Annotated in this window: 20 protein-coding genes and 1 pseudogene; 10 read left to right on the top strand and 11 right to left on the bottom strand. The window is 62.6% G+C overall.

What is annotated here, in order from left to right; all coding sequences use genetic code 11:
* Nucleotides 1-10: 10 nt before the first annotated feature.
* From urtD to C8K61_RS27340, 6 genes and pseudogenes are all read right to left on the bottom strand, one after another.
* A complete protein-coding gene (gene urtD, locus C8K61_RS21510; RefSeq protein ID WP_178086489.1) occupies nt 11-844 on the bottom strand; it encodes an urea ABC transporter ATP-binding protein UrtD in 834 nt (277 codons plus the stop codon).
* Nucleotides 845-870: 26 nt separating this feature from the next.
* Nucleotides 871-1,950: an urea ABC transporter permease subunit UrtC gene (gene urtC, locus C8K61_RS21505; RefSeq protein ID WP_108098333.1), complete on the bottom strand. Its 1,080-nt coding sequence runs from the start codon at nt 1,948-1,950 to the stop codon at nt 871-873.
* Nucleotides 1,947-3,530, bottom strand: coding sequence for an urea ABC transporter permease subunit UrtB (urtB, locus tag C8K61_RS21500; protein WP_108098332.1), 1,584 nt, complete (start codon nt 3,528-3,530; stop codon nt 1,947-1,949). Before urtB ends, urtC begins: the two co-directional genes overlap by 4 nt.
* 113 nt (nt 3,531-3,643) lie before the next feature.
* Nucleotides 3,644-4,912, bottom strand: a complete 1,269-nt coding sequence (urtA, locus tag C8K61_RS21495) for an urea ABC transporter substrate-binding protein (protein ID WP_108098331.1) — start codon at nt 4,910-4,912, stop codon at nt 3,644-3,646.
* 580 nt (nt 4,913-5,492) lie between these two features.
* Entirely contained in the window at nt 5,493-6,356 is an 864-nt protein-coding gene (locus C8K61_RS27345; protein ID WP_371920017.1) for a methyl-accepting chemotaxis protein, read from the bottom strand.
* Nucleotides 6,348-7,118, bottom strand: a pseudogene (locus C8K61_RS27340) (MCP four helix bundle domain-containing protein); the annotation flags it as partial. The gene C8K61_RS27345 and the pseudogene C8K61_RS27340, both read right to left, overlap by 9 nt.
* Before the next feature lie 168 nt (nt 7,119-7,286).
* Between C8K61_RS27340 and C8K61_RS21485 the strand changes: the two are divergent.
* From C8K61_RS21485 to C8K61_RS21475, 3 genes are all read left to right on the top strand, one after another.
* On the top strand, nt 7,287-8,315 hold the full coding sequence (locus C8K61_RS21485) for a class I SAM-dependent methyltransferase (RefSeq protein WP_108098329.1): 1,029 nt from the start codon (nt 7,287-7,289) through the stop codon (nt 8,313-8,315).
* Nucleotides 8,316-8,355: 40 nt separating this feature from the next.
* Nucleotides 8,356-9,054 (top strand): glutathione S-transferase N-terminal domain-containing protein, encoded by a 699-nt coding sequence (locus tag C8K61_RS21480; RefSeq protein ID WP_108098328.1) that lies wholly within the window; start codon nt 8,356-8,358, stop codon nt 9,052-9,054.
* Between the two features lie 107 nt (nt 9,055-9,161).
* On the top strand, nt 9,162-9,695 hold the full coding sequence (locus C8K61_RS21475; protein WP_108098327.1) for a GNAT family N-acetyltransferase: 534 nt from the start codon (nt 9,162-9,164) through the stop codon (nt 9,693-9,695).
* Here the strand turns inward: C8K61_RS21475 and C8K61_RS21470 are convergent.
* Nucleotides 9,692-10,534, bottom strand: coding sequence for a LysR family transcriptional regulator (locus C8K61_RS21470; RefSeq protein WP_108098326.1), 843 nt, complete (start codon nt 10,532-10,534; stop codon nt 9,692-9,694). The genes C8K61_RS21475 and C8K61_RS21470 overlap by 4 nt on opposite strands.
* 126 nt (nt 10,535-10,660) lie before the next feature.
* On the opposite strand from C8K61_RS21470, the gene C8K61_RS21465 reads away from it, so the two are divergent.
* The 6 genes from C8K61_RS21465 (at nt 10,661) to C8K61_RS21440 (ending at nt 15,036) form a co-directional block, all read left to right on the top strand.
* Nucleotides 10,661-11,365, top strand: a complete 705-nt coding sequence (locus C8K61_RS21465; protein WP_108098325.1) for a haloacid dehalogenase type II — start codon at nt 10,661-10,663, stop codon at nt 11,363-11,365.
* A gap of 124 nt (nt 11,366-11,489) precedes the next feature.
* On the top strand, nt 11,490-12,380 hold the full coding sequence (locus tag C8K61_RS21460; RefSeq protein ID WP_108098324.1) for a hypothetical protein: 891 nt from the start codon (nt 11,490-11,492) through the stop codon (nt 12,378-12,380).
* A gap of 164 nt (nt 12,381-12,544) precedes the next feature.
* On the top strand, nt 12,545-12,838 hold the full coding sequence (locus C8K61_RS21455; protein WP_108098323.1) for a hypothetical protein: 294 nt from the start codon (nt 12,545-12,547) through the stop codon (nt 12,836-12,838).
* Nucleotides 12,839-12,936: 98 nt separating this feature from the next.
* Nucleotides 12,937-13,278, top strand: a complete 342-nt coding sequence (locus tag C8K61_RS21450) for an FKBP-type peptidyl-prolyl cis-trans isomerase (protein WP_108098322.1) — start codon at nt 12,937-12,939, stop codon at nt 13,276-13,278.
* Between the two features lie 94 nt (nt 13,279-13,372).
* A complete protein-coding gene (locus C8K61_RS21445) occupies nt 13,373-14,119 on the top strand; it encodes a sulfite exporter TauE/SafE family protein (RefSeq protein WP_178086488.1) in 747 nt (248 codons plus the stop codon).
* 2 nt (nt 14,120-14,121) lie between these two features.
* Nucleotides 14,122-15,036: a DMT family transporter gene (locus C8K61_RS21440; protein WP_108098321.1), complete on the top strand. Its 915-nt coding sequence runs from the start codon at nt 14,122-14,124 to the stop codon at nt 15,034-15,036.
* A gap of 126 nt (nt 15,037-15,162) precedes the next feature.
* On the opposite strand, the gene C8K61_RS21435 is transcribed toward C8K61_RS21440, so the two are convergent.
* Nucleotides 15,163-15,651, bottom strand: a complete 489-nt coding sequence (locus tag C8K61_RS21435) for a hypothetical protein (RefSeq protein WP_108098320.1) — start codon at nt 15,649-15,651, stop codon at nt 15,163-15,165.
* Between the two features lie 153 nt (nt 15,652-15,804).
* Complete coding sequence (locus C8K61_RS21430) at nt 15,805-16,356, bottom strand: TetR/AcrR family transcriptional regulator (protein ID WP_108098319.1); 552 nt, start codon at nt 16,354-16,356, stop codon at nt 15,805-15,807.
* Nucleotides 16,357-16,441: 85 nt separating this feature from the next.
* Between C8K61_RS21430 and C8K61_RS21425 the strand changes: the two genes are divergently transcribed.
* Nucleotides 16,442-17,641, top strand: coding sequence for an MFS transporter (locus C8K61_RS21425; RefSeq protein WP_108098318.1), 1,200 nt, complete (start codon nt 16,442-16,444; stop codon nt 17,639-17,641).
* Between the two features lie 123 nt (nt 17,642-17,764).
* Here the strand turns inward: C8K61_RS21425 and C8K61_RS21420 are convergent, their stop codons facing one another.
* Nucleotides 17,765-18,832: a nitronate monooxygenase family protein gene (locus tag C8K61_RS21420; RefSeq protein ID WP_108098317.1), complete on the bottom strand. Its 1,068-nt coding sequence runs from the start codon at nt 18,830-18,832 to the stop codon at nt 17,765-17,767.
* Between the two features lie 113 nt (nt 18,833-18,945).
* Entirely contained in the window at nt 18,946-19,434 is a 489-nt protein-coding gene (locus C8K61_RS21415; RefSeq protein ID WP_108098316.1) for a GFA family protein, read from the bottom strand.
* Nucleotides 19,435-19,460: the final 26 nt, after the last annotated feature.

Genomic DNA, 19,460 nt, shown 5'->3' with positions numbered 1-19,460 from the left:
GGTTTTGCCCTTAGCGCCCCAGATAAACCTCAATCACCCGCTCATCCGCCTGCACTTCGGCCAGCGACCCTTCGGCCAGCACGCTGCCCTGGTGCAACACGGTGACGTGGTCGGCAATCGAGCCGACAAAGCCCATATCGTGCTCGACCACCATCAACGAGTGCTTGCGCGCCAGGCTCTTGAACAGCTCGGCGGTGAATTCGGTTTCGGCGTCGGTCATGCCGGCTACCGGCTCATCAAGCAGCAACAGTTGCGGGTCCTGCATCAGCAGCATGCCGATTTCCAGGAACTGCTTCTGGCCGTGGGACAGCAAACCGGCGGTGTGATGGCGCGAGCTTTCCAACTTGATAGTGCTGAGCACTTCATCGATACGGTCGCGCTGTTCGCCACTCAATTTGGCGCGCAGGCTGGCCCACACCGACTTATCGGTTTTCAGCGCCAGCTCGAGGTTTTCGAACACGCTCAGCGCCTCGAACACCGTCGGTTTCTGGAACTTGCGGCCGATGCCGGACTGGGCAATCTGCACTTCGCTCATGCGCGTCAGGTCGAGGGTTTCACCGAAGTAGGCCTTGCCGTTGTCGGGCCGGGTCTTGCCGGTGATCACGTCCATCATGGTGGTCTTGCCGGCGCCGTTGGGGCCGATGATGCAGCGCAGCTCGCCAACGCCGATGTACAGGCTGAGGTTGGTCAGGGCCTTGAAACCATCGAAGCTGACGTTGATGTCTTCAAGCGTCAGGATGGTGCCGTGGCGTACGTCCAGCCCTGGCCCGGCAGCGCGACCCAGGCCCAGCGAATCGCGGCTGGTGCCGGCATCGCTGTTGGGGTTGTAGGCGGGTTCGAGCATAAATTCGGGTACCGGAGTGGCGCGCACTATTGTTCCCCCTTCTTGCGCAGCAGGCCGATCACGCCCTTGGGCAGATACAGCGTCACCACGATAAACAAGGCCCCCAGGGCGAACAGCCAGTACTCGGGGAAGGCCACGGTAAACCAGCTCTTCATGCCGTTGACGATGCCGGCGCCGAGGATCGGGCCAATGAGACTGCCGCGCCCGCCGAGGGCGACCCACACCGCCGCTTCGATGGAGTTGGTCGGCGACATTTCGCTGGGGTTGATGATGCCCACCAGCGGCACATACAGCGCCCCGGCCAGGCCGCACAACACGGCGCTCAGCACCCAGATAAACAGCTTGTAGCCACGTGGGTCGTAACCGCAGAACATCAGGCGGTTCTCCGCATCACGCAGCGCCGTCAGCACCCGGCCGAACTTGCTTTTCGCCAGGCGCCAGCCGAGCAGAAGGCTGAAGGTCAGCAGCGCGACGATGGCCAGGAACAGCGCCGTGCGGGTGCCTTGCGCGGTGATGTCGAAGCCGAGAATGGTGCGGAAGTTGGTAAAACCGTTGTTGCCGCCAAAGCCGGTTTCGTTGCGGAAAAACAGCAGCATGCCGGCGAAGGTCAGGGCCTGGGTCATGATCGAGAAATACACGCCCTTGATCCGCGACCGGAAGGCGAAGAAACCGAACACCAGCGCCAGCAACCCCGGCGCCAGCACCACCAGGCACAGGGCCCAGAGGAAGTGCTGGGTACCGGCCCAGTACCAGGGCAGCTCGGTCCAGGACAGAAACACCATGAACGCCGGCAGGCCATCACCGGCGCTTTCGCGCATCAGGTACATGCCCATGGCATAACCGCCGAGGGCGAAGAACAGGCCGTGACCGAGGGACAGCAAACCGGCGTAGCCCCAGACCAGGTCCAGCGCCAGGGCGACGATGGCGTAGCAGAGAATCTTGCCCACCAGGGTCAGGGTGTAGGCCGAGACTTGCAGCGAGTTGTCGGCCGGCAGCAGGTGCAGCAGCGGCAGAATGATCAGGATGGCGAGCACCACGGCGCCAACGCCGAGGGTCAGTTTGGGGCCGGCTTTCTGCGCCAGCGTAAGGCTGATTGGCTGGTTCAATCGATCACCCGACCTTTAAGTGCAAAGAGGCCCTGCGGACGTTTCTGAATGAACAGAATGATCAACGCGAGGATAAGGATCTTGCCCAGAACGGCGCCGATCTGTGGTTCCAGAATCTTGTTGGCGATGCCCAGGCCGAAGGCCGCCATCACGCTGCCGGCCAACTGGCCGACACCGCCGAGCACCACCACCAGGAACGAGTCGATGATGTAGCTCTGGCCGAGGTCCGGGCCCACGTTGCCGATCTGGCTCAGGGCCACGCCGCCAAGGCCGGCGATGCCTGAGCCGAGGCCGAAGGCGAGCATGTCCACGCGGCCGGTGGGCACGCCGCAGCAGGCTGCCATGTTGCGGTTCTGGGTGACCGCGCGCACGTTCAGGCCCAGGCGGGTTTTGTTCAGCAGCAGCCAGGTGAGCACCACCACAAACAGGGCAAAACCGATGATCACCATGCGGCTGTACGGCAGCACCAGGTTGGGCAGCACTTGCACGCCGCCGGACAGCCACGCCGGGTTGGCCACTTCGACGTTCTGCGCGCCGAACAGCACGCGCACCAGTTGAATCAGGATCAGGCTGATGCCCCAGGTAGCCAGCAGGGTTTCCAGGGGGCGACCGTAGAGGTGGCGAATCACCGTGCGTTCCAGGGCCATGCCAATCGCCGCCGTAACGAAGAACGCCACCGGCAGCGCCACCAACGGGTAGAGCGCCAGGGCGTCGGGGGCAAAGCGCTGGAACAGGATCTGCACCATGTAGGTGGAGTAGGCGCCGAGCATGAGCATTTCGCCGTGGGCCATATTGATCACCCCGAGCAAGCCAAAGGTGATCGCCAGGCCGAGGGCCGCCAGCAGCAGGATCGAGCCCAGGGACAAACCGCTGAAAGCCTGGCCCAGCAGTTCGCCGAACAGCAGCCGGCGTTTGACTTGCGCCAGGCTGGTTTCGGCGGCGGTGCGCACCGCGGCATCGGTTTCCACCGCCGGGTCGAGCAGGGTTTCCAGGCGGGTGCGCGCTTGCGGCTCGCCGGTTTCCCCGAGCAGGCGCACGGCAGCCAGGCGGATTGCCGGGTCGGGGTCGATCAGTTGCAGGTTGGCCAGGGCCAGGGACAGGGCGTCGCGCACGGCGGCGTCGTCTTCGCTGGCGACCCTGGCGTTGAGCAGTTCGAGCTGCGCCGGTTTGGCGCTCTTCTGCAATTGCTGGGCAGCGGCCAGGCGTACAGCAGAGTCTTTATCCAGCAATTGGTGGCTGGCCTGGGCAGTGCCGATCAGGCCGCGCAGACGGTTGTTCAATGGCAATTTTTTCGGCGTTGAGGCCGGTTGCGCATCGCCGCCTTCGGCGGCTTGCCAGCCACTGTCGGTTTGAATGAACGGAGCCTTGTTGCTGTCGCTGGCCAGTTGGCCTTTTTGCAGGGCCTCGATCAGTGGCAGGCGTTTGGCATCGGGGTGCGCCGACCAGCTCTCCAGCAGGGTGGCCTGCTTGGCGGGGTTGGCGGCAACAAAATCGGCCGCGTCGCCGGCCTGGGCAATGGGCGCCAGGAGGGTCAGCAGCAGAGGCAAAAGAGGGAATAGGCGGAGCAGGGCAGTAAGCATGGAAGCGTCCTTGAAGGTCGTGCCGGACGGGGGGAGGCAATGCGGATCCGCTGTTGTGGGACCCGTCTGTCCTGACCAGAGGCGAATGGCCCCCGGCCAGTGTTGCAATTGCCTTAGTTCGACTTGACCGCGTAATCCGGCTTCTTGTCGTTACCCGGGATGTACGGGCTCCACGGTTGAGCACGCACCGGGCCTTCGGTCTGCCAGACCACGTTGAACTGACCGTTGTCCTGCACTTCACCGATCATCACCGGCTTGTGCAGGTGGTGGTTGGTTTTGTCCATGACCATGGTGTAGCCGTCCGGCGAAACGAATTCCTGGCCGGCCATGGCTTCGCGCACTTTGTCGACATCGGTGGTGCCAGCTTTGTTGACGGCCTGGGCCCACATGTTGATGCCCACATAGGTGGCTTCCATCGGGTCGTTGGTCACTGCGGTCTGGTAGTTGGGCAGGTTTTTCGCTTTGGCGTAGGCCTTCCAGCTGTCGACGAATTTCTTGTTGGTGGGGTTATCCACCGACTGGAAGTAGTTCCAGGCGGCCAGTTGGCCCACCAGCGGCTTGGTGTCGATGCCGCGCAGTTCTTCTTCGCCGACCGAGAAGGCCACCACTGGCGTTTCGGTGGCTTCGATGCCCTGGTTGCCCAGCTCTTTGTAGAACGGCACGTTGGAGTCGCCGTTGACGGTGGAGATCACTGCAGTTTTGCCACCGGCAGCGAACTTCTTGATGTTGGCCACGATGGTTTGATAGTCGCTATGACCGAAGGGGGTGTAGACCTCTTCGATGTCCTTGTCGGCCACGCCTTTGCTGTGCAGGAACGAGCGCAGGATCTTGTTGGTGGTGCGCGGGTAGACGTAGTCGGTACCCAGCAGGAAGAAGCGCTTGGCGGCGCCGCCGTCTTCGCTCATCAGGTATTCAACGGCTGGAATGGCTTGCTGGTTTGGCGCTGCGCCGGTGTAGAACACGTTCGGCGACATTTCTTCGCCTTCGTACTGCACGGGGTAGAACAGCAGGCCGTTGAGTTCTTCATAAACCGGCAGCACCGATTTACGCGATACGGACGTCCAGCAACCGAACGTGACGGCGACTTTGTCCTGGGTCAGCAGCTGGCGGGCTTTTTCCGCGAACAGCGGCCAGTTGGATGCCGGGTCGACCACCACAGGCTCAAGCTTTTTGCCGAGCACGCCACCTTTGGCGTTGATCTCGTCGATGGTCATCAGCGCCATGTCTTTGAGCGAGGTTTCCGAGATGGCCATGGTGCCGGAAAGCGAATGCAGAATGCCGACCTTGATGGTCTCGGCGGCTTGCAAGGTATACGGGAACAGGCCGCTGAGCAGCAGGGTACTGGCGGCGAGGGTAGCTTTGAGGAACGGGCGGCGTTTCATCGGGGGAAGCTCCTGGGCGGTCCGTGCACATCACTGATGGAAGGCAGATTGGTTCTTATGGGGCGGAGCAGGTGATGGTGCGAGCCTGCCCTCGCGTCAAAGCAATGGCAGCATCCGTGCCAAATCGCGCAAACCGCGTGCTGCTGCGGTTGACTGCCCTCTCAGGTTTTTATCTGTTCGTACGCTTGCTCCGTATTGGTGCATTTTTTGGCGATTTTTCATAGCGCGGGCGCTTTTATGTTCTGTTTTGTCGCTTTCAGGACACAAAGCCCAGAATTTTCAGGCATCAGCGCCTGAAATGGAGGCGATCAAATTCCACGCAAAATGGCTAGCCAGCGCCATTTTTTGCAGTTCTATCAAGGAGTTGGTGGGGTTTAAGCGGGTGGTGTGTGAGTCAGGACGAAACCCTGACGAGACTCAAGTACATCGCGGCGGGTGAAAATCTGCTTGCCGCACTGTGTTTATGTACAGTATCGTTTGCAGCCTCTCCAGGCCGGAACCTTCCCCGATTTTCCGGCCGCCCCTGGGCAGCTCCGTGATTGAGCTGCCCTTTTTTTTTGCCGGCATTTTTGCCCGGCATTTACAGGGTAAAGCGATTCACCAGGCTGTTGAGGTCCACTGCCAGGCGCGACAAGTCCTGGCTGGCCGCACTGGTTTCATGGGCGCCAGCGGAAGTTTGCTGGGCCAGGTCGCGGATGTTGACCAGGTTGCGGTCCACTTCGCGGGCGACTTGGGCCTGTTCTTCCGAAGCGCTGGCGATCACCAGGTTGCGTTCGCTGATATGGCTGATGGCGTCGGTGATCTCGGCGAGTGCCGCACCGGCAGCGCGTGCCAGTTCCAGGGTGCTGTTGGCGCGGTGGGTGCTGCTTTGCATGGCGTTCATGGCCTGGTCGGTACCCTGCTGGATGCCGCTGATCATCTGTTCGATTTCCTGGGTCGACTGCTGGGTGCGGTGGGCCAGGGCGCGCACTTCATCGGCGACCACGGCAAAACCGCGGCCGGCATCGCCGGCGCGGGCAGCTTCGATGGCGGCATTAAGGGCCAGCAGGTTGGTCTGCTCGGCAATCGAGCGGATCACGTCGAGCACCTTGCTGATGTCGCGCACTTTGGTCGCCAGCTGTTCCACATGCTCGGCGGTGCTGGAGACATCGCCGGCCAGGTCGCTGATCGAGTTGACGGTCTTGTTCACCTGGTCCTGGCCCAGACGCGCGGTGCGGTCCGAGGCGTTGGAGGCTTCCGAGGTGGCGACGGCATTACGCGCCACTTCATCCACTGCGGTGGTCATCTCGTTGACTGCGGTGGCCGCTTGTTCGATCTCATTGTTCTGCTGGTGCAGGCCACGGCTGGAATCTTCGGTGACCGCATTGAGTTCTTCGGCGGCGGATGCCAACTGGTCGGAGGACTGGGCGATGTGGTGGATGGTGTCTTTCAGGCTCTGCTGCATGGCCCGTAGCGAGCCGAGTAACAGCGCTGGTTCATCCGTGCCGTTGACCACGATGGTGGTCGACAGGTTGCCCTTGGCCACGGTGGCGGCGACGTCCATTGCCTGGTTCAACGGGGTGACGATGCTGCGGGTCAGCAGCACTGCCAGCACGCCAGTTAGGGCAGCAGCCACCAGCATAAATGCGAGTACCACCATCACCGCTGCGTCATACGCCGCGGCAGATTTTTTCGCCTCATCGGAAGCGCTCTGGCGGTTGATCTCCATGAGCTTTTCCAACTGCGCGCCGAGGCCATCGGAATAGGTTTTGTATTCGCCAGCGAGGAAAGCCTTCATCTCCTCCACCTGGTTGGCGGTGGAAAGCTGGGCGAGCTTGGCGTTGGCTTTGTAGTAGTCCTCGAGCATGGCTTTGAAGCTTTTGTACTGCTCGCGCTCGGGGCCGTCGCTTATCAGCGGTTCGTAAGTGTTCTGCGCTTCATGCAATTGCCTGGTGAGTTCGGTCTGGCGGCTAACCACGGCCTGCAACTGCGCCGGTTCGCGCTCCACGATGAAACGGAAAGCGATGATGCGCAGGCGCAACATCTTTTCGTTGATGGTGCCGAGGGCCGCGTAGCTGGGCATGCTGTTGTCGTTGAGATCGACAGTGGTGGCGCGGATGTCTTTCATCTTGCCGAGGGCGAACAGCCCGAGCAGAACCACCAGAATAGCCACCAGGGAGAAACTGAAGATGGCCCGTGGGGCGATCTTCAAACGACGTAAAAGCATGAGCGAAAACCTCGTGTTGTTATTGAGACAGCTGCCGGCACTGCACTCGCCGCCCACTTATACGAGGCTATCGTCAAGTGGCGCTCGAACATGAGCCGGCGTTTCTGTGCCTGTGATCAGCGGCCGTTGCGTTTACACTGCGCCGTCCTTGATCACTGAAAAGCCGTTATGCACAGCCAAGCCCTTGCCAGCCTTCATCAACACCTGCTCAGCGAGCTTGCCGGCGAGCTGGCCGATGCCCGTCGCCTGTTCCATGGCCGCGGTCTGCGCTGGTCGGGGCTGGAAGAGCTCACCGTCGACTGGCTACAGGGTGTGGTACTGGTGTGCCTGTTCCGCCAACCCGCCGACGACGAGCTGGCGGCGCTCCAGGCCATGCTGCTGACCCTAGCCCAGACGCCTGCCTGGCAACGTGCGCAAGCGCACAGCGTGTTGCTGCAGCATCGCTACAAAGAAGGCGACGCAACTTCGCTCTCGCTTAACCCGGCCGGCCCTGTGACTCAGCGTAGCCGTGCCGAATGGATTGTGGGCGGGCCGCACCCGGAATGGCTGATCAGCGAAGACGGCCTGCGTTTTCAGCTGGACCTGGGGCAGAAACAGAACACCGGGTTGTTTCTGGACATGCGTTATGGCCGGCGCTGGGTGCGGGAGCAGGCCGACGGCAAACGGGTGCTCAATCTGTTCGCGTACACCTGTGGCTTTTCCGTGGCGGCGCTGGCCGGCGGTGCCAGCCATGTGGTGAACCTGGACATGGCCAAGGGCGCCCTCAACCGTGGCCGCGACAACCACCGCCTGAACCAGCAGGACCTCAGCCAGGTGAGCTTTCTTGGCCATGAGCTGTTCAAGTCCTGGAGCGCGGTGAAGCGTTACGCCCCCTATGACCTGATCATCATCGACCCGCCCACGTTCCAGAAGGGCAGCTTCGCCCTGACCCAGGACTACGGCAAAATTTTGCGCCGCCTGCCCGACCTGCTCAACGCCGATGGCGTGGTGCTGGCCTGCGTCAACGACCCCCATATCGGCCCGGACTTTCTCATCGCCAACATGGCCGAACATGCCCCCGGCCTGCACTTCGAACAGCGCCTGGCCAACCCGCCGGAGTTTGCCGATGTGCATGAGCACGGCGGCCTCAAGGCCCTGGTGTTTCGCCAGGCACCCGGCGCGTTAAACGCGGTGACGGGCGAGGAGCAAAAGGCTTAATCTGCTTCGCTTATTTCAGTCCAGCAGTAAGGAGCGACCCATGTCTGACCTGTCCGCGTTCCCCATCACCGCCAAATGGCCAGCGCAACATCCCGAGCGTATTCAGCTCTATTCGCTGCCCACACCCAATGGCGTCAAGGTGTCGATCCTGCTGGAAGAAACCGGCCTGGCCTACGAGCCACACAAGGTGCGTTTCGACCAGAACGATCAGCTGTCGCCTGCGTTTCTCTCGCTCAATCCGAACAACAAGATTCCGGCGATCATCGACCCCAACGGCCCGGAGGGTCAGCCGCTGATGTTGTTCGAGTCCGGCGCGATTCTGCTCTATCTCGCCGACAAGGCCGGGGCCTTCATTGCCCAAGATGCCGCCGGCCGTTACCAGACTATCCAGTGGCTGATGTGGCAAATGGGCGGCATCGGGCCGATGTTTGGCCAGCTCGGTTTCTTCAACAAATTTGCCGGTAAAGACTACGAAGACAAGCGCCCGCGCGACCGTTACGTGGCCGAAAGCAAACGCCTGCTCGGCGTGCTCGACCAGCGCCTGCAAGGCCGCGAATGGATCATGGGCAGCGACTACAGCATCGCCGACATCGCCACCTTCCCATGGGTGCGCAACCTCATCGGTTTCTACGAGGCGGGGGATCTGGTTGGCATCAGCAACTTCCCTGAAGTGAACCGCGTGCTGGAGAAATTCCTGCAGCGGCCAGCCGTGATCAAGGGCCTGACCATTCCTGAGTGAGATCAAGTGCATCGCGGCTGAAGCCCTTCCCAAAAGGGCGCGCATAACTCTGTGGGAGAGGCTTCAGCCTCGATCTTTTTGGATGGCAACGGAGATTGAGTTCAGCCATGAGTAACGCTCCATTCGTTCGCGACGCCCGCGACGACGATATGCCCTCCGTGCAGGCCATCTACGCCCATCACGTGCTCACCGGCATCGCCAGCTTCGAGCTGCAGCCGCCGAGCCTGGAAGAACTGCTACGCCGCCGCGCCGATGTGTTGAGCAATGGCTTGCCTTATCTGGTCGCCGAGCTGGACGGCGAGGTGGTCGGCTATGGCTACGCGACCCTCTACCGACCGCGCCCGGCCTATGGCAATACCGTGGAAGACTCGGTGTATGTGCGCGATGGCATGGGCGGGCGCGGGGTGGGGCAGGCGCTGCTCGGCGAAGTGATCGAGCGCTGCATCGCCAACGGCCGCCGGCAGATGGTGGCGGTGATCGGCAACAGCGAAAACCACGGCTCGATTGCCTTGCACACGCGCATGGGTTTTCGCCGGGTCGGGGTGTTCGAGGCGGTCGGTTTCAAGCACGGCCGCTGGGTCGATACCGTGCTGATGCAACGTAGCCTGGGTGACGGTGACACCACGTTGCCCGGCGCTTAAGCCGGCATGATCTGTTCCTGCAGCAGCGCCAGCAACTCGCGCTGCAAGGCGGTCACCGCCCCGCCCCCACTGACCAGCGCCAGCTCGCTGGGTGCCAGTGCCGGCAACTGCTCGCACAGGCTGTGCTCGGCCAACACCGCGCTGCTGGGCAACACCGAAATACCCAACCCGGATGCCACCGCCGCCTGAATGCCGGTGAGGCTGTGGCTGCCAAACGCAATGCGCCAGCGGCGCTTGGCTTTGTCCAGGCTGCGGATCGCCCGCAGGCGGTAAATGCAGCCCTGGGGGAACAACGCCAACGGCAGCGGCTGGTCGTCCAGTTCGACCTGTTTGCCCTTCACCCACACCAGGCTTTCCGGCCAACTGGCCAGGCATTCGCCACTGCCAGGTTCACGTTTGACCAGGGCGATGTCCAGCTCGCCACTGGCCAGTTTCTGTTGCAGGTCGGTGCTCATACCGCTGATGGTTTCCAGTCGGGCGCTGGGGCGTGCCTGGGTGAAACCGGCGAGCAGGGCGGTCATGCGCTGGGTGTCGAAGTCTTCCGGTACGCCGAGGCGCAAGGGCAGCAACGCGCCTTCGCTGGCCAGCGCTTCTTCGGCCTCTTGGGCCAGGCCGAGCAAGCGCCGGGCGTATTGCGCCAACAGTTCGCCCTGGGCAGTGGGGGTGACCTGGTTGCCGCTGCGGTCACGCAGCAACAGGCAGTGGCCGACGTTTTCTTCCAGGCGGCGCACCTGTTGGCTGACCGTCGACTGGGTGCGGTGTACGCGTTCACCAGCACGGGTAAAACTGCCTTCATCGACCACGCACACCAGGGTTTTCAGCAGTTCGAGGTCGAGCATGGCGGTTACCTGTTTAGTTGCATTCTTATTTGAGATGGCACTGAGTGGCAGAGGGTAATTTAATTTAACACTATCAAACAGCGCTTCTATGCTGGCCGCTCATTCCCCGTTGCCAGGAGTTGCACCATGTCCCTTGAACACACGCCACGGCCGTTGTGGCTGACCTTTGATTGCTACGGCACCTTGATTCAATGGGACGAGGGGCTGCTCGCCGCTGTACAGAAAATGCTCAGCAGCCGAGCGGGTCATCAGATCGAGCCGGCGCGTTTTATCGAGGTTTACGACCATCACGAACATGCCCTCGAACAAACCCCACCGCACCGCTCGTTTCGCCAGGTCACCCGTGAAGGATTGCGCCTGGCCATGGAGCAGTTGGGCCTGCCATCCAGTCCGGCTGATGGCGAGTTGCTGGCCGACAGCATCGCCAAGATGCCGCCCTTCGCCGAGGTGCCCGCAGCCCTGGCGCGGCTCAAACAAATGGGCTTTCGCCTGTGCATCGTTTCCAATACCGATGACGACATCATCGCCGGCAATGTCGCGCAACTCAGCGGCCATATCGACCGGGTGATCACCGCCCAGCAGGCCGGAGCCTACAAGCCGGCGCCACGCTTGTTCGACTACGCCCACGAGCAGTTGGGGGTTAGTCGTGACGAGATCGTGCATATCTGCGCCAGCCCCCATCTGGACCACGCGGCCGCCCGCGACATGGGCTTTCGCTGTGTGTGGGTGGACCGTGGCACTGGCCGCCAATTGCTGCCCGACTACCGCCCCGACGCCACGGTTTCCACCCTCGATCAGGTCCCTGGATTGTTCCAATCCCTGGGGTGGTAGCCGCGCCCTAAAAAACCTGCGCACGTAAAAAGCCTGAACGAAACGACGCGCCTCACACTCAAGTTTTATAGGCCCCAGGAAAAACCAAAGGGGCTATCAAGCTCACAGGGTGAGGAAAACAATAATGCTCAATTCAGACGCTTACGTTGCTGCCTTGGATGAATCGTCTACTGCCTCCGGGGTTTCCTGGGCGGCAGTATTCGCAGGGGCTGTCGCTGCCGCGGCATTGTCTCTGATCCTCTTGTTGCTGGGCTCGGGCCTGGGCTTCGCCGCTGTTTCGCCTTGGGCCGACAAAGGCTTGAGTGCGCAAGGGCTGGGAATTTCAGCCATCATCTGGCTCGCTTTCACTCAACTGGTCGCGGCCGCCATGGGCGGTTATCTGGCCGGTCGTTTGCGCAAGCGTTGGACGACGCTGCACAACGATGAGGTGTATTTCCGCGACACCGCCCATGGCTTCCTGGCGTGGGGTGTAGCCACCCTGGTCACCGCCACCCTGGTGGTCGGTTCGGTCAGCAGCCTGGTCAGCGGTACCGCCCAGGTCGGCGCCACGCTGAGCAACAGCCCGGCCACCGCGCAGGTTGCCGATAACAGCGATGACACCTATTTCATCGATACCCTGTTCCGCGACAGCCGTGGCGCACCCGTAACGTCGGACGCTGCCCATGACGTGGCCGGCCGTATTGTCGCCCGCAACCTGGCCAGCGATAACGGTGCACTGAATCCGGATGACCGTGCTTACCTGGCGCAACTGGTGGCGCAACGTACCGACCTCAGCCAGGCCGATGCCGAAGCCCGCGTCGACAAAGTCTACGGTCAGGCCCATCAGGCTGTGGTTGATCTGAAAGTCGCTGCCGACGCTGCCAAGAAAGCCGCTGCCCATGCCACGTTGTGGATGTTTGTTGCGCTGCTGATCGGTGCCTTCGTCGCTGCCTTCACCGCGATCTACGGGGGCCGTCAACGTGATGCCGTCGTGATCATCGACGACCGTCGCACCGTTGCATCGCCCGTTCGCTAACCGACCCCGCAAACAAGGAGAACAACATGCCTGCCATTCTGCTCTGGTTACTCGGTGTGCCAATCCCGCTCATCATCCTGCTGATTCTGGTTTTTTAAGCGTCGCGTTTGTGCTGAACGTGCCTGGCGAAGCAGTCGGGTACGTTCATTAAAAGGAGAAATTCTATGGCTGCCCCTGTCATTCACTACAAAACCGCTGGCCATCTGGCCTGCGGTCGCGAAACCGGACACCTCGCCGCTACCACTGAATTGGCCAAGGTGAAATGCCGTACCTGCCGCAACTCCGAGGCGTTCAAAGACGCCCGCAAAGACGCCCGTAACTCGGCTCGCCGGGCGGCGCGCAAAGCCAAAGCCACCCATAGCTCGCTGGACTGGCGCGCCGCCTGGCGTGAGCAGTTGTCCGCGCTGCCGGGGCACAATCGCCTGCCCCGTGGCTTTGGCAGCCAGCCGTTCGTATAAGGCAACCCGCATTACCCTTCGGGCCCGGCAGGCAACTGTCGGGCCCGAATTGTTTGTGCAGTAGAATCGCGTTTTTTTGATTGGGCACAGAGCATCCCATGAGCGAAGAAGTGCAGATTGAAGACGTCGTGATTGGCGACGGCAAAGCGGCGGTAAAAGGCGCGCTGATCACCACCCGGTACCGCGGCTTTCTCGAGGACGGCAGCGAGTTCGACTCGTCCTATTCCCGTGGCAAACCCTTCCAGTGCGTGATCGGCACTGGGCGGGTGATCAAGGGCTGGGACATTGGCTTGATGGGCATGCAGGTGGGCGGCACTCGCAAGCTTTACGTGCCGGCCCACCTGGCCTATGCCGAGCGGGGAATGGGCTCGCGGGTGCCGCCTGAGGCCAATTTGCGCTTTGAAATCGAGTTGCTGGAAGTGCTGACGCGCGACGATTGAGCGTCCATGCGGCCAACGTCTAACCCGCGCTCTTGAGCGGTCTGGTTATACTTGCGAGCTTTGCACAACCGACCTTTGCACAAGGAGGAACGCGGTGCTGGATATCGCGATGTATGTTGTTCTCGGTATGGCCATGGGCACCCTGGGCGGTTTGTTTGGCATTGGTGGCGGGCTGGTGACCATTCCCATCCTCGGGGTGTGGTTCAACCTCGATCAGCAGTTGGCACAGGGCACGGCGTTGTTGATGGTGTTGCCCAATGTGCTGTTGGCGCTGTGGCGCTATAACCAACGCAATCGGGTGGCGCTGCGTAACGCGCTGATGCTGATCGTGCCGAGCTTTTTTCTAGCCTGGCTGACCTCGCTGTTTGCCGTGCGTCTCGATCCGCAGATCATGCGGGTGGCCTTTGTGGGGTTTCTGCTGGTGCTGGTGCTGTTCAACCTCGGGCAAATGTATTGGCAGAAAACAGCGGGCGGCACGCAGCTGCGGCACGAGAACCGCCTGTGGTTGCTCGGCAGCCTCAGCGGGATTACCGGCGGCTTGTTTGGTGTCGGTGGCGGGGTGGTTGCCACACCGTTGCTGACCAGCCTGTTCGGCGCCAGTCAGGTCGTAGCTCAGGGCCTGGCATTGGCGCTGGCGGCGCCGTCGACCGGGATTACCCTGATCACCTACGCGGTGCATGACCACGTCAATTGGGCGATGGGGGTGCCGCTGGCCGTAGGCGGTTTGCTCAGCATCAGTTGGGGCGTGCGCATGGCCCATGCGTTACCGGAGCGGGTATTGCGCTCGCTGTTCTGCGTGTTCCTGGTGGTCTGCGGCGCACTGTTGCTATCGAAGGTATGAGCATGACCGAGCAGCCCCGGGAGAACCGCTGGCACCACCTGTTTCCGCTGATCACGGTGCTGATCTGGAGCGGCAACACGCTGGTCACCAAGCTGTCTTCGGGGCGCATCGCGCCGGCGTCCATCACCTTCTACCGCTGGAGTCTGGCGTTCGCCATCCTGTCACTGTTTATGCTGCCCAGCGTCTGGCGCGCACGGCGGCAGTTGCTCAGTCTGCTGCCGCAATTGTTCACCCTCGGCGTGCTCGGCATGCTGGTGTACCAGGGCCTGGCGTATTACGCGGCGGGCAGCACCAGCGCCACCAACATGGGCATTCTGCTGGCACTGTCGCCGCTGCTGTCGTCGCTGTTTGCCAGTGTGCTGACCGATGACCGCCTGACCCAGGGCGCGCTGGTCGGTGGCGTGGTGTCGTTTGCCGGCGTGCTGTGGTTGATCAGCGGTGGCCAACCGCAGGCGCTGCTGCATTTTCACCTGAGCCCCGGCGACGCCTTGATGCTGGTGGCGGTGATGGCCAATGCCCTCTACGGCGTGTTGCTGCGGCGCTGGAATTTCGACCTCAGCCGCTGGCTGCAACTGTATGTGCAGATCGCCTGCGCCTTGCTGTTTCTCACCCCCTGGTTCCTGCTCAGCTCGCCCTCGCCACTGACCACCGAGAACCTGCCGCTGGTGCTGTACGCCGGCACCCTGGCCTCGATTGGTGCGCCCTGGTTGTGGATCAAAGGCATCCAGAGCCTGGGCCCGGCGCGGGCCAGCCTGTACATGAACCTGATGCCGGTGATGGTCGCCGTGGCCGCCATGTGGTTGCTCGGCGAAACCCTTGGCCTGCACCACCTGGTGGGTGGCGGGCTGGCGTTGGCGGGGGTGTGGTTGGGGCAGTCGCTGCGCAAGCCGTTGCGGGCGGCGGCCCCCTCTCCCTAGCCCTCTCCCCGAGGGGCGAGGGGACTGAGCCGTGTTCGGGCAGCAATCACTATTACTGCATCCGGCATCGCCAGAGCTCCCCTCGCCCGCCTGCGGGAGAGGGGTGGGGGAGAGGGTAAAGCGGTTTCACACGTAAACGCTGATCCCGGCCTTGCTCTGCAACCAGTCGCGGTAGGTTTCCAGCGAGTCGGTTTGTTTGTCGCCATTGAAGCCGGCTACTGACACCGAGTCGCTCAAGCCCTTGTCGATCAGTTTCTGCACCTGCGGCAGCAGGCTGGCGGCGTCGTCGCGGCTGATGCTGGCGACGTCCGGCAGTTGGATGGCACTGGCGGCGCTGAAGTTGGAGGTGGCCGACTGGCTGGCGCTGGTCTGTTCGACCCCGGCCAGGGCGCTGAACAGGCCACCGCGCGATTGCGCGACGATGGCTGCGGCGTACTTACGCAGCTCGGCAATCGGGTCTTTGCTTTCTTCAGTGCTGGGATCTGTCGCCGTGCCGGTGCCCGTTCCGGTGCTGGTAGTGGCGCCCGTGGTGGCCTTGGTGCTGTCGCTGGAGTCGGACTTGGAGATGGAGCTGATATAGCTCAGCAGCGAGAGGTTGCTCGATACGCTGGTCATGGGTCATTGCCATTGGCTGAGTGGTGCAGCACCAGCTGCACATCACGGGCCAACTTCAGCGACGGCTCTATTACGCTGGTTTCAGACAATTTCGCGGTGTGCCGGGCGGCGCCGGCTAGCCGAAGGCGGCAAGCGTTTGCCGCCTGTTGCAGCCTAAGGCAGGCAGCTCAGGATCAAGGCTTTGGCGTGCTCTTCGGTCACCAGTTCGGTGGTGAACAACAGGCGGTAGATCACTGGTGCGACGAAGCGGTCCATCACCAGGCAAGCGCTCGGAGCCGGTTCGCCGCGGGCGATGGCGCGGTCGAGCATGATCTGGATGATGCTGCTGGTGTAGGCGTAGCACTGGCAGGGCGAATCGTTTTCGCCGCTGCCGAGCAGGTCGCGGATCATCGCCTGGCCGGGGCTGGAGGCCATCTCTTCGCGGTACTGCTCGCCCCAGGCGAGCAGGTCGCCGCGCAGGCTGCCGGTGTCCAGCGGCTCGCCGTCCGGGCGCAGGCGCTCAACAGCAACATCGGCCAACAACGTCGGCAAGTCGCCCCAGCGCCGGTAGATGGTCGACGGCGTCACGCCCGCCTCGGCGGCGATCATCGGCACGGTCACGTCATCACGCTCGCGCTCGGCCAGCAAGGCTTGCACCGCCTGGTGAACGGACTGCTGCACACGGGCACTGCGGCCGCCCGGGCGGAGGGTTTCTTTGAGGGCCATAATCGCCTTAACGCAAAATATTTGCTTTAGTGAGTCAGAAGGTTCAGCATCTTAAAGGCTAAGTATTAGCTTTTGAGGCCTCCAGATGATAGCCACTTCTGCCAATCCCGTCGCTCAACGTCCGTTTCAGTGGAGCCCGAAAGCCTCGGCCGTACTGTTGACCGCCATCCTCATGAGCTTTCTCGCCGCCGCCAGCGCGCCCACGCCGCTGTACAGCCTGTACCGCGAGAGCTGGGGTTTTTCTGCCGGTACCCTGACCTGGGTGTTCGCCGTGTATGCCTTCAGTCTGCTGCTGGCGCTGTTGAGCTTTGGCAAACTGTCCGACCACATCGGTCGCCGCCCGTTGGTGTTCGCCGCGTTGCTGATCGAGTTGCTGGCGATGCTGGTGTTCATCGCTGCCGACAGCGTCGGCCTGTTACTGCTGGCGCGCATTCTTCAAGGGTTTGCCACCGGCCTGGCCACCAGCGTGCTGGGCGCCACCTTGCTGGACATCGACCGTGAGCGCGGTGCGCTGATCAACAGCGTGGCGCCGTTGTTCGGTCTGGCGATCGGCGCACTCGGCACCAGCCTGCTCATGCAATTCGCCCCGGCGCCGCTGCACTTGGTGTTTGTGTTGCTGCTGGCCGCCTTTGTGCTGTTTGCCGTGCTGGCCCGTTACCTGCCGGAAACCGTCAGCCGCAAACCCGGTGCCTGGGCGTCGTTACGGCCCAGCGTGCTGGTGCCGGTGCAGGCCCGCCGCGCATTGTGGCAAGTGGCACCAGTGGATATCAGCCTGTGGGCGCTGGGCGGTTTTTACCTGTCCCTGGGGCCGACGCTGGCGCGCACCGTCACCGGCCATGACGCGCCATTGATTGGCGGCCTGCTGGTGTTTGCCCTGATGGCCAGTGGCGCGGTAGGCATTGTGCTGATGCGCAACCAGGCCGCGCGGCCGGTGTTGCTGGCGGGTGCCAGTGCGTTGATTGTTGGCTTGGCGGTGACGTTGCTCGGCGTACACCTGGGCAGCCCGCTGTATTTGTACTTGGGCACGGCCATCGCCGGCTTCGGTTTCGGCGTTGCCTTTCTCGGTGCCCTGCGCAGCGTGATGCCGCTGGCCCATGCCCACGAGCGTGGCGGCCTGATGGCGAGCTTTTTTATCCTGAGTTACCTGGCCTTCGCCTTGCCGGCGCTGGCTGCCGGGAGCCTGACCCAGCACTTGGGGCTGCTGGTGGCTACGCATTGGTATGGCGGGGTGTTGATTCTGCTGGCGAGTGTGGCGCTGGTGGGGGTGTTGGTTCGACGCGATTAACCTGTTTTCAGGCCCAGCCAATCGCGGCTGAAGCCCCTCCCACAATAGTTGCCGTCCGCCGGTGGACCTTGATCTTTTGTGGGAGGGGCTTTAGCCGCGATGCCTTTGATTTTTACAGCGGCCTCATCGAGTTTTTTCTACGGTCAGGTATTCCTCATATAGCGTTTCCAGCAACTGCGCCGCCGGCAGGCTGCGCGCCTTGCTGGCATTGGTCCCGGCCCAGTGCGCGGCAAACTCGGCGCTGCCGGCCTGGCTGGCGGCTTCGATCAGCTTCTTGCCGGCGTTGTAGGCAATGCCGAAACCCGGCACCTGTGGGTGTCCGGCAGTGCCGACTTCGACCATGAATCGATTGAGAATGCCGCGCGCCGGGCGCCCGGAAATCACCCGGGTGATCTGCGTCTGCTTGGCCCGCTCGCTGCAAAGCATGGCGCGGTAGCTGGCGTTGGCGGCCGACTCCGGGCACAGCACGAAGGCGGTGCCCAACTGCGCGGCCACGGCGCCGAGCTTGAGCACGGCGGCGATGTCGGCGCCGTCCATGATGCCGCCTGCGGCAATCACCGGAATCTCCAGCTCAGCGACCAGCGCCTGCACCAGCTCGGCGGTGGTCAGGCAGCCGTCGATTTGCTCGGGATCAAAAATGCCGCGGTGGCCACCGGCCTCAATCCCTTGCGCCACCACCATGTGCACCCCGGCGGCCTGCACCAGACGACCCTCTTCCAGCGAAGTAGCCGACGCCACCACCACAATACCGGCAGCCTTCAGCGCGTCGATACGCTCCTGCGGCGGCAGGCCCAGGTGCAGGCTGACCATCGCCGGGCGTTCTTCGAGCAGCACCTGCAGCTGGGCTTCGTCGTTATACAGGCTGGTGTATATGTCCTGAATCGCCGCCGGTGGCTGCGCGCCGAACTCGGCGAACCAGGGTGCCAGATGCTGCAACCAACGCTGCTCGACGGCGACGTTGGCGTGCGACGGTACATTGCAGAACACGTTGATGTTGAATGGCTTGCTGGTGGCGGCGCGCAGCTGGCGGATCATTTCGCGGCCGGCTTCGGCATTTACCGCGGCAATCGAAATCGAGCCCAGCCCGCCGGCGTTGCTGACCGCTGCGGCCATCGCCGGGGTCGCGGTGCCGGCCATGGGCGCCTGGATGATGGGAAGGGGAATGCCCAACAGGGCGTTGAGATCGTTCATCCGGTGGTCCCTCGCAATGGCAGTAGCAAAAGCTGCGCCGCGCTCAAGGGCGCGGTGCGCAGGCGGGCGAGTATATCCCTGGCGGCGAACCGGGCGCGTACCGGCTGGTTAATTCAGCACTCCAGGCCCAGGCGCTGGTGCCATTGGGCGATGGACTCCTGTGGATAACCCTCGAAGGTCTTGTCGCCCTTGCGTTTGTCCACCTCCACCCAGCTGGCTTTCGAGTCGAGGAGCAAATGGGTGTGTTCCGGCGGCACCGGCAGGTCGCTGTCGATGGCGCTGGCGAACGGGTGGATCAGCTCGGGCCATTCCGGGCTGTACAGCCACAGGGCGCTGCCGCACTGGTTGCAGAAGTGCCGCTCGGCGCTGCTGACGTGGGCGCGGCCGGCGCCATTGGGTTTGATTTTCGCGTGGTAGATGCTGATGTGTTTGCGCCCGCGCACTTTCATGCTGCGCGCCTCGCCGCTGAGGTTGATGGCGTAGCCGCCACCGCCCTGGGTCTTGCGGCAGATCGAGCAGTAACAGCGTTGATAAGGGTAGGGGTGTGGGCTGGTCAGGCTGAAGGCAACGGCGCCGCAATGGCAGGAACCTTTGAGCTGCATGGGCAAAATCTCCGGGGAAGTCCTGG

It is taken from the genome of Pseudomonas sp. GV071 (assembly GCF_003050835.1).
Classification (GTDB): domain Bacteria; phylum Pseudomonadota; class Gammaproteobacteria; order Pseudomonadales; family Pseudomonadaceae; genus Aquipseudomonas.
This window is presented reverse-complemented; position numbering and strand designations above follow the sequence as displayed.

What these genes read in the sequence shown, in the direction of transcription:
- urtD (WP_178086489.1), bottom strand. Translation starts at nt 844, where the DNA reads ATGCTCGAACCCGCCTACAACCCCAACAGCGATGCCGGCACCAGCCGC.
- urtB (WP_108098332.1), bottom strand. Translation starts at nt 3,530, where the DNA reads ATGCTTACTGCCCTGCTCCGCCTATTCCCTCTTTTGCCTCTGCTGCTG.
- urtA (WP_108098331.1), bottom strand. Translation starts at nt 4,912, where the DNA reads ATGAAACGCCGCCCGTTCCTCAAAGCTACCCTCGCCGCCAGTACCCTG.
- C8K61_RS27345 (WP_371920017.1), bottom strand. Translation starts at nt 6,356, where the DNA reads ATGCAGCAGAGCCTGAAAGACACCATCCACCACATCGCCCAGTCCTCC.
- C8K61_RS21485 (WP_108098329.1), top strand. Translation starts at nt 7,287, where the DNA reads ATGCACAGCCAAGCCCTTGCCAGCCTTCATCAACACCTGCTCAGCGAG.
- C8K61_RS21480 (WP_108098328.1), top strand. Translation starts at nt 8,356, where the DNA reads ATGTCTGACCTGTCCGCGTTCCCCATCACCGCCAAATGGCCAGCGCAA.
- C8K61_RS21475 (WP_108098327.1), top strand. Translation starts at nt 9,162, where the DNA reads ATGAGTAACGCTCCATTCGTTCGCGACGCCCGCGACGACGATATGCCC.
- C8K61_RS21470 (WP_108098326.1), bottom strand. Translation starts at nt 10,534, where the DNA reads ATGCTCGACCTCGAACTGCTGAAAACCCTGGTGTGCGTGGTCGATGAA.
- C8K61_RS21465 (WP_108098325.1), top strand. Translation starts at nt 10,661, where the DNA reads ATGTCCCTTGAACACACGCCACGGCCGTTGTGGCTGACCTTTGATTGC.
- C8K61_RS21460 (WP_108098324.1), top strand. Translation starts at nt 11,490, where the DNA reads ATGCTCAATTCAGACGCTTACGTTGCTGCCTTGGATGAATCGTCTACT.
- C8K61_RS21455 (WP_108098323.1), top strand. Translation starts at nt 12,545, where the DNA reads ATGGCTGCCCCTGTCATTCACTACAAAACCGCTGGCCATCTGGCCTGC.
- C8K61_RS21450 (WP_108098322.1), top strand. Translation starts at nt 12,937, where the DNA reads ATGAGCGAAGAAGTGCAGATTGAAGACGTCGTGATTGGCGACGGCAAA.
- C8K61_RS21440 (WP_108098321.1), top strand. Translation starts at nt 14,122, where the DNA reads ATGACCGAGCAGCCCCGGGAGAACCGCTGGCACCACCTGTTTCCGCTG.
- C8K61_RS21435 (WP_108098320.1), bottom strand. Translation starts at nt 15,651, where the DNA reads ATGACCAGCGTATCGAGCAACCTCTCGCTGCTGAGCTATATCAGCTCC.
- C8K61_RS21430 (WP_108098319.1), bottom strand. Translation starts at nt 16,356, where the DNA reads ATGGCCCTCAAAGAAACCCTCCGCCCGGGCGGCCGCAGTGCCCGTGTG.
- C8K61_RS21425 (WP_108098318.1), top strand. Translation starts at nt 16,442, where the DNA reads ATGATAGCCACTTCTGCCAATCCCGTCGCTCAACGTCCGTTTCAGTGG.
- C8K61_RS21420 (WP_108098317.1), bottom strand. Translation starts at nt 18,832, where the DNA reads ATGAACGATCTCAACGCCCTGTTGGGCATTCCCCTTCCCATCATCCAG.
- C8K61_RS21415 (WP_108098316.1), bottom strand. Translation starts at nt 19,434, where the DNA reads ATGCAGCTCAAAGGTTCCTGCCATTGCGGCGCCGTTGCCTTCAGCCTG.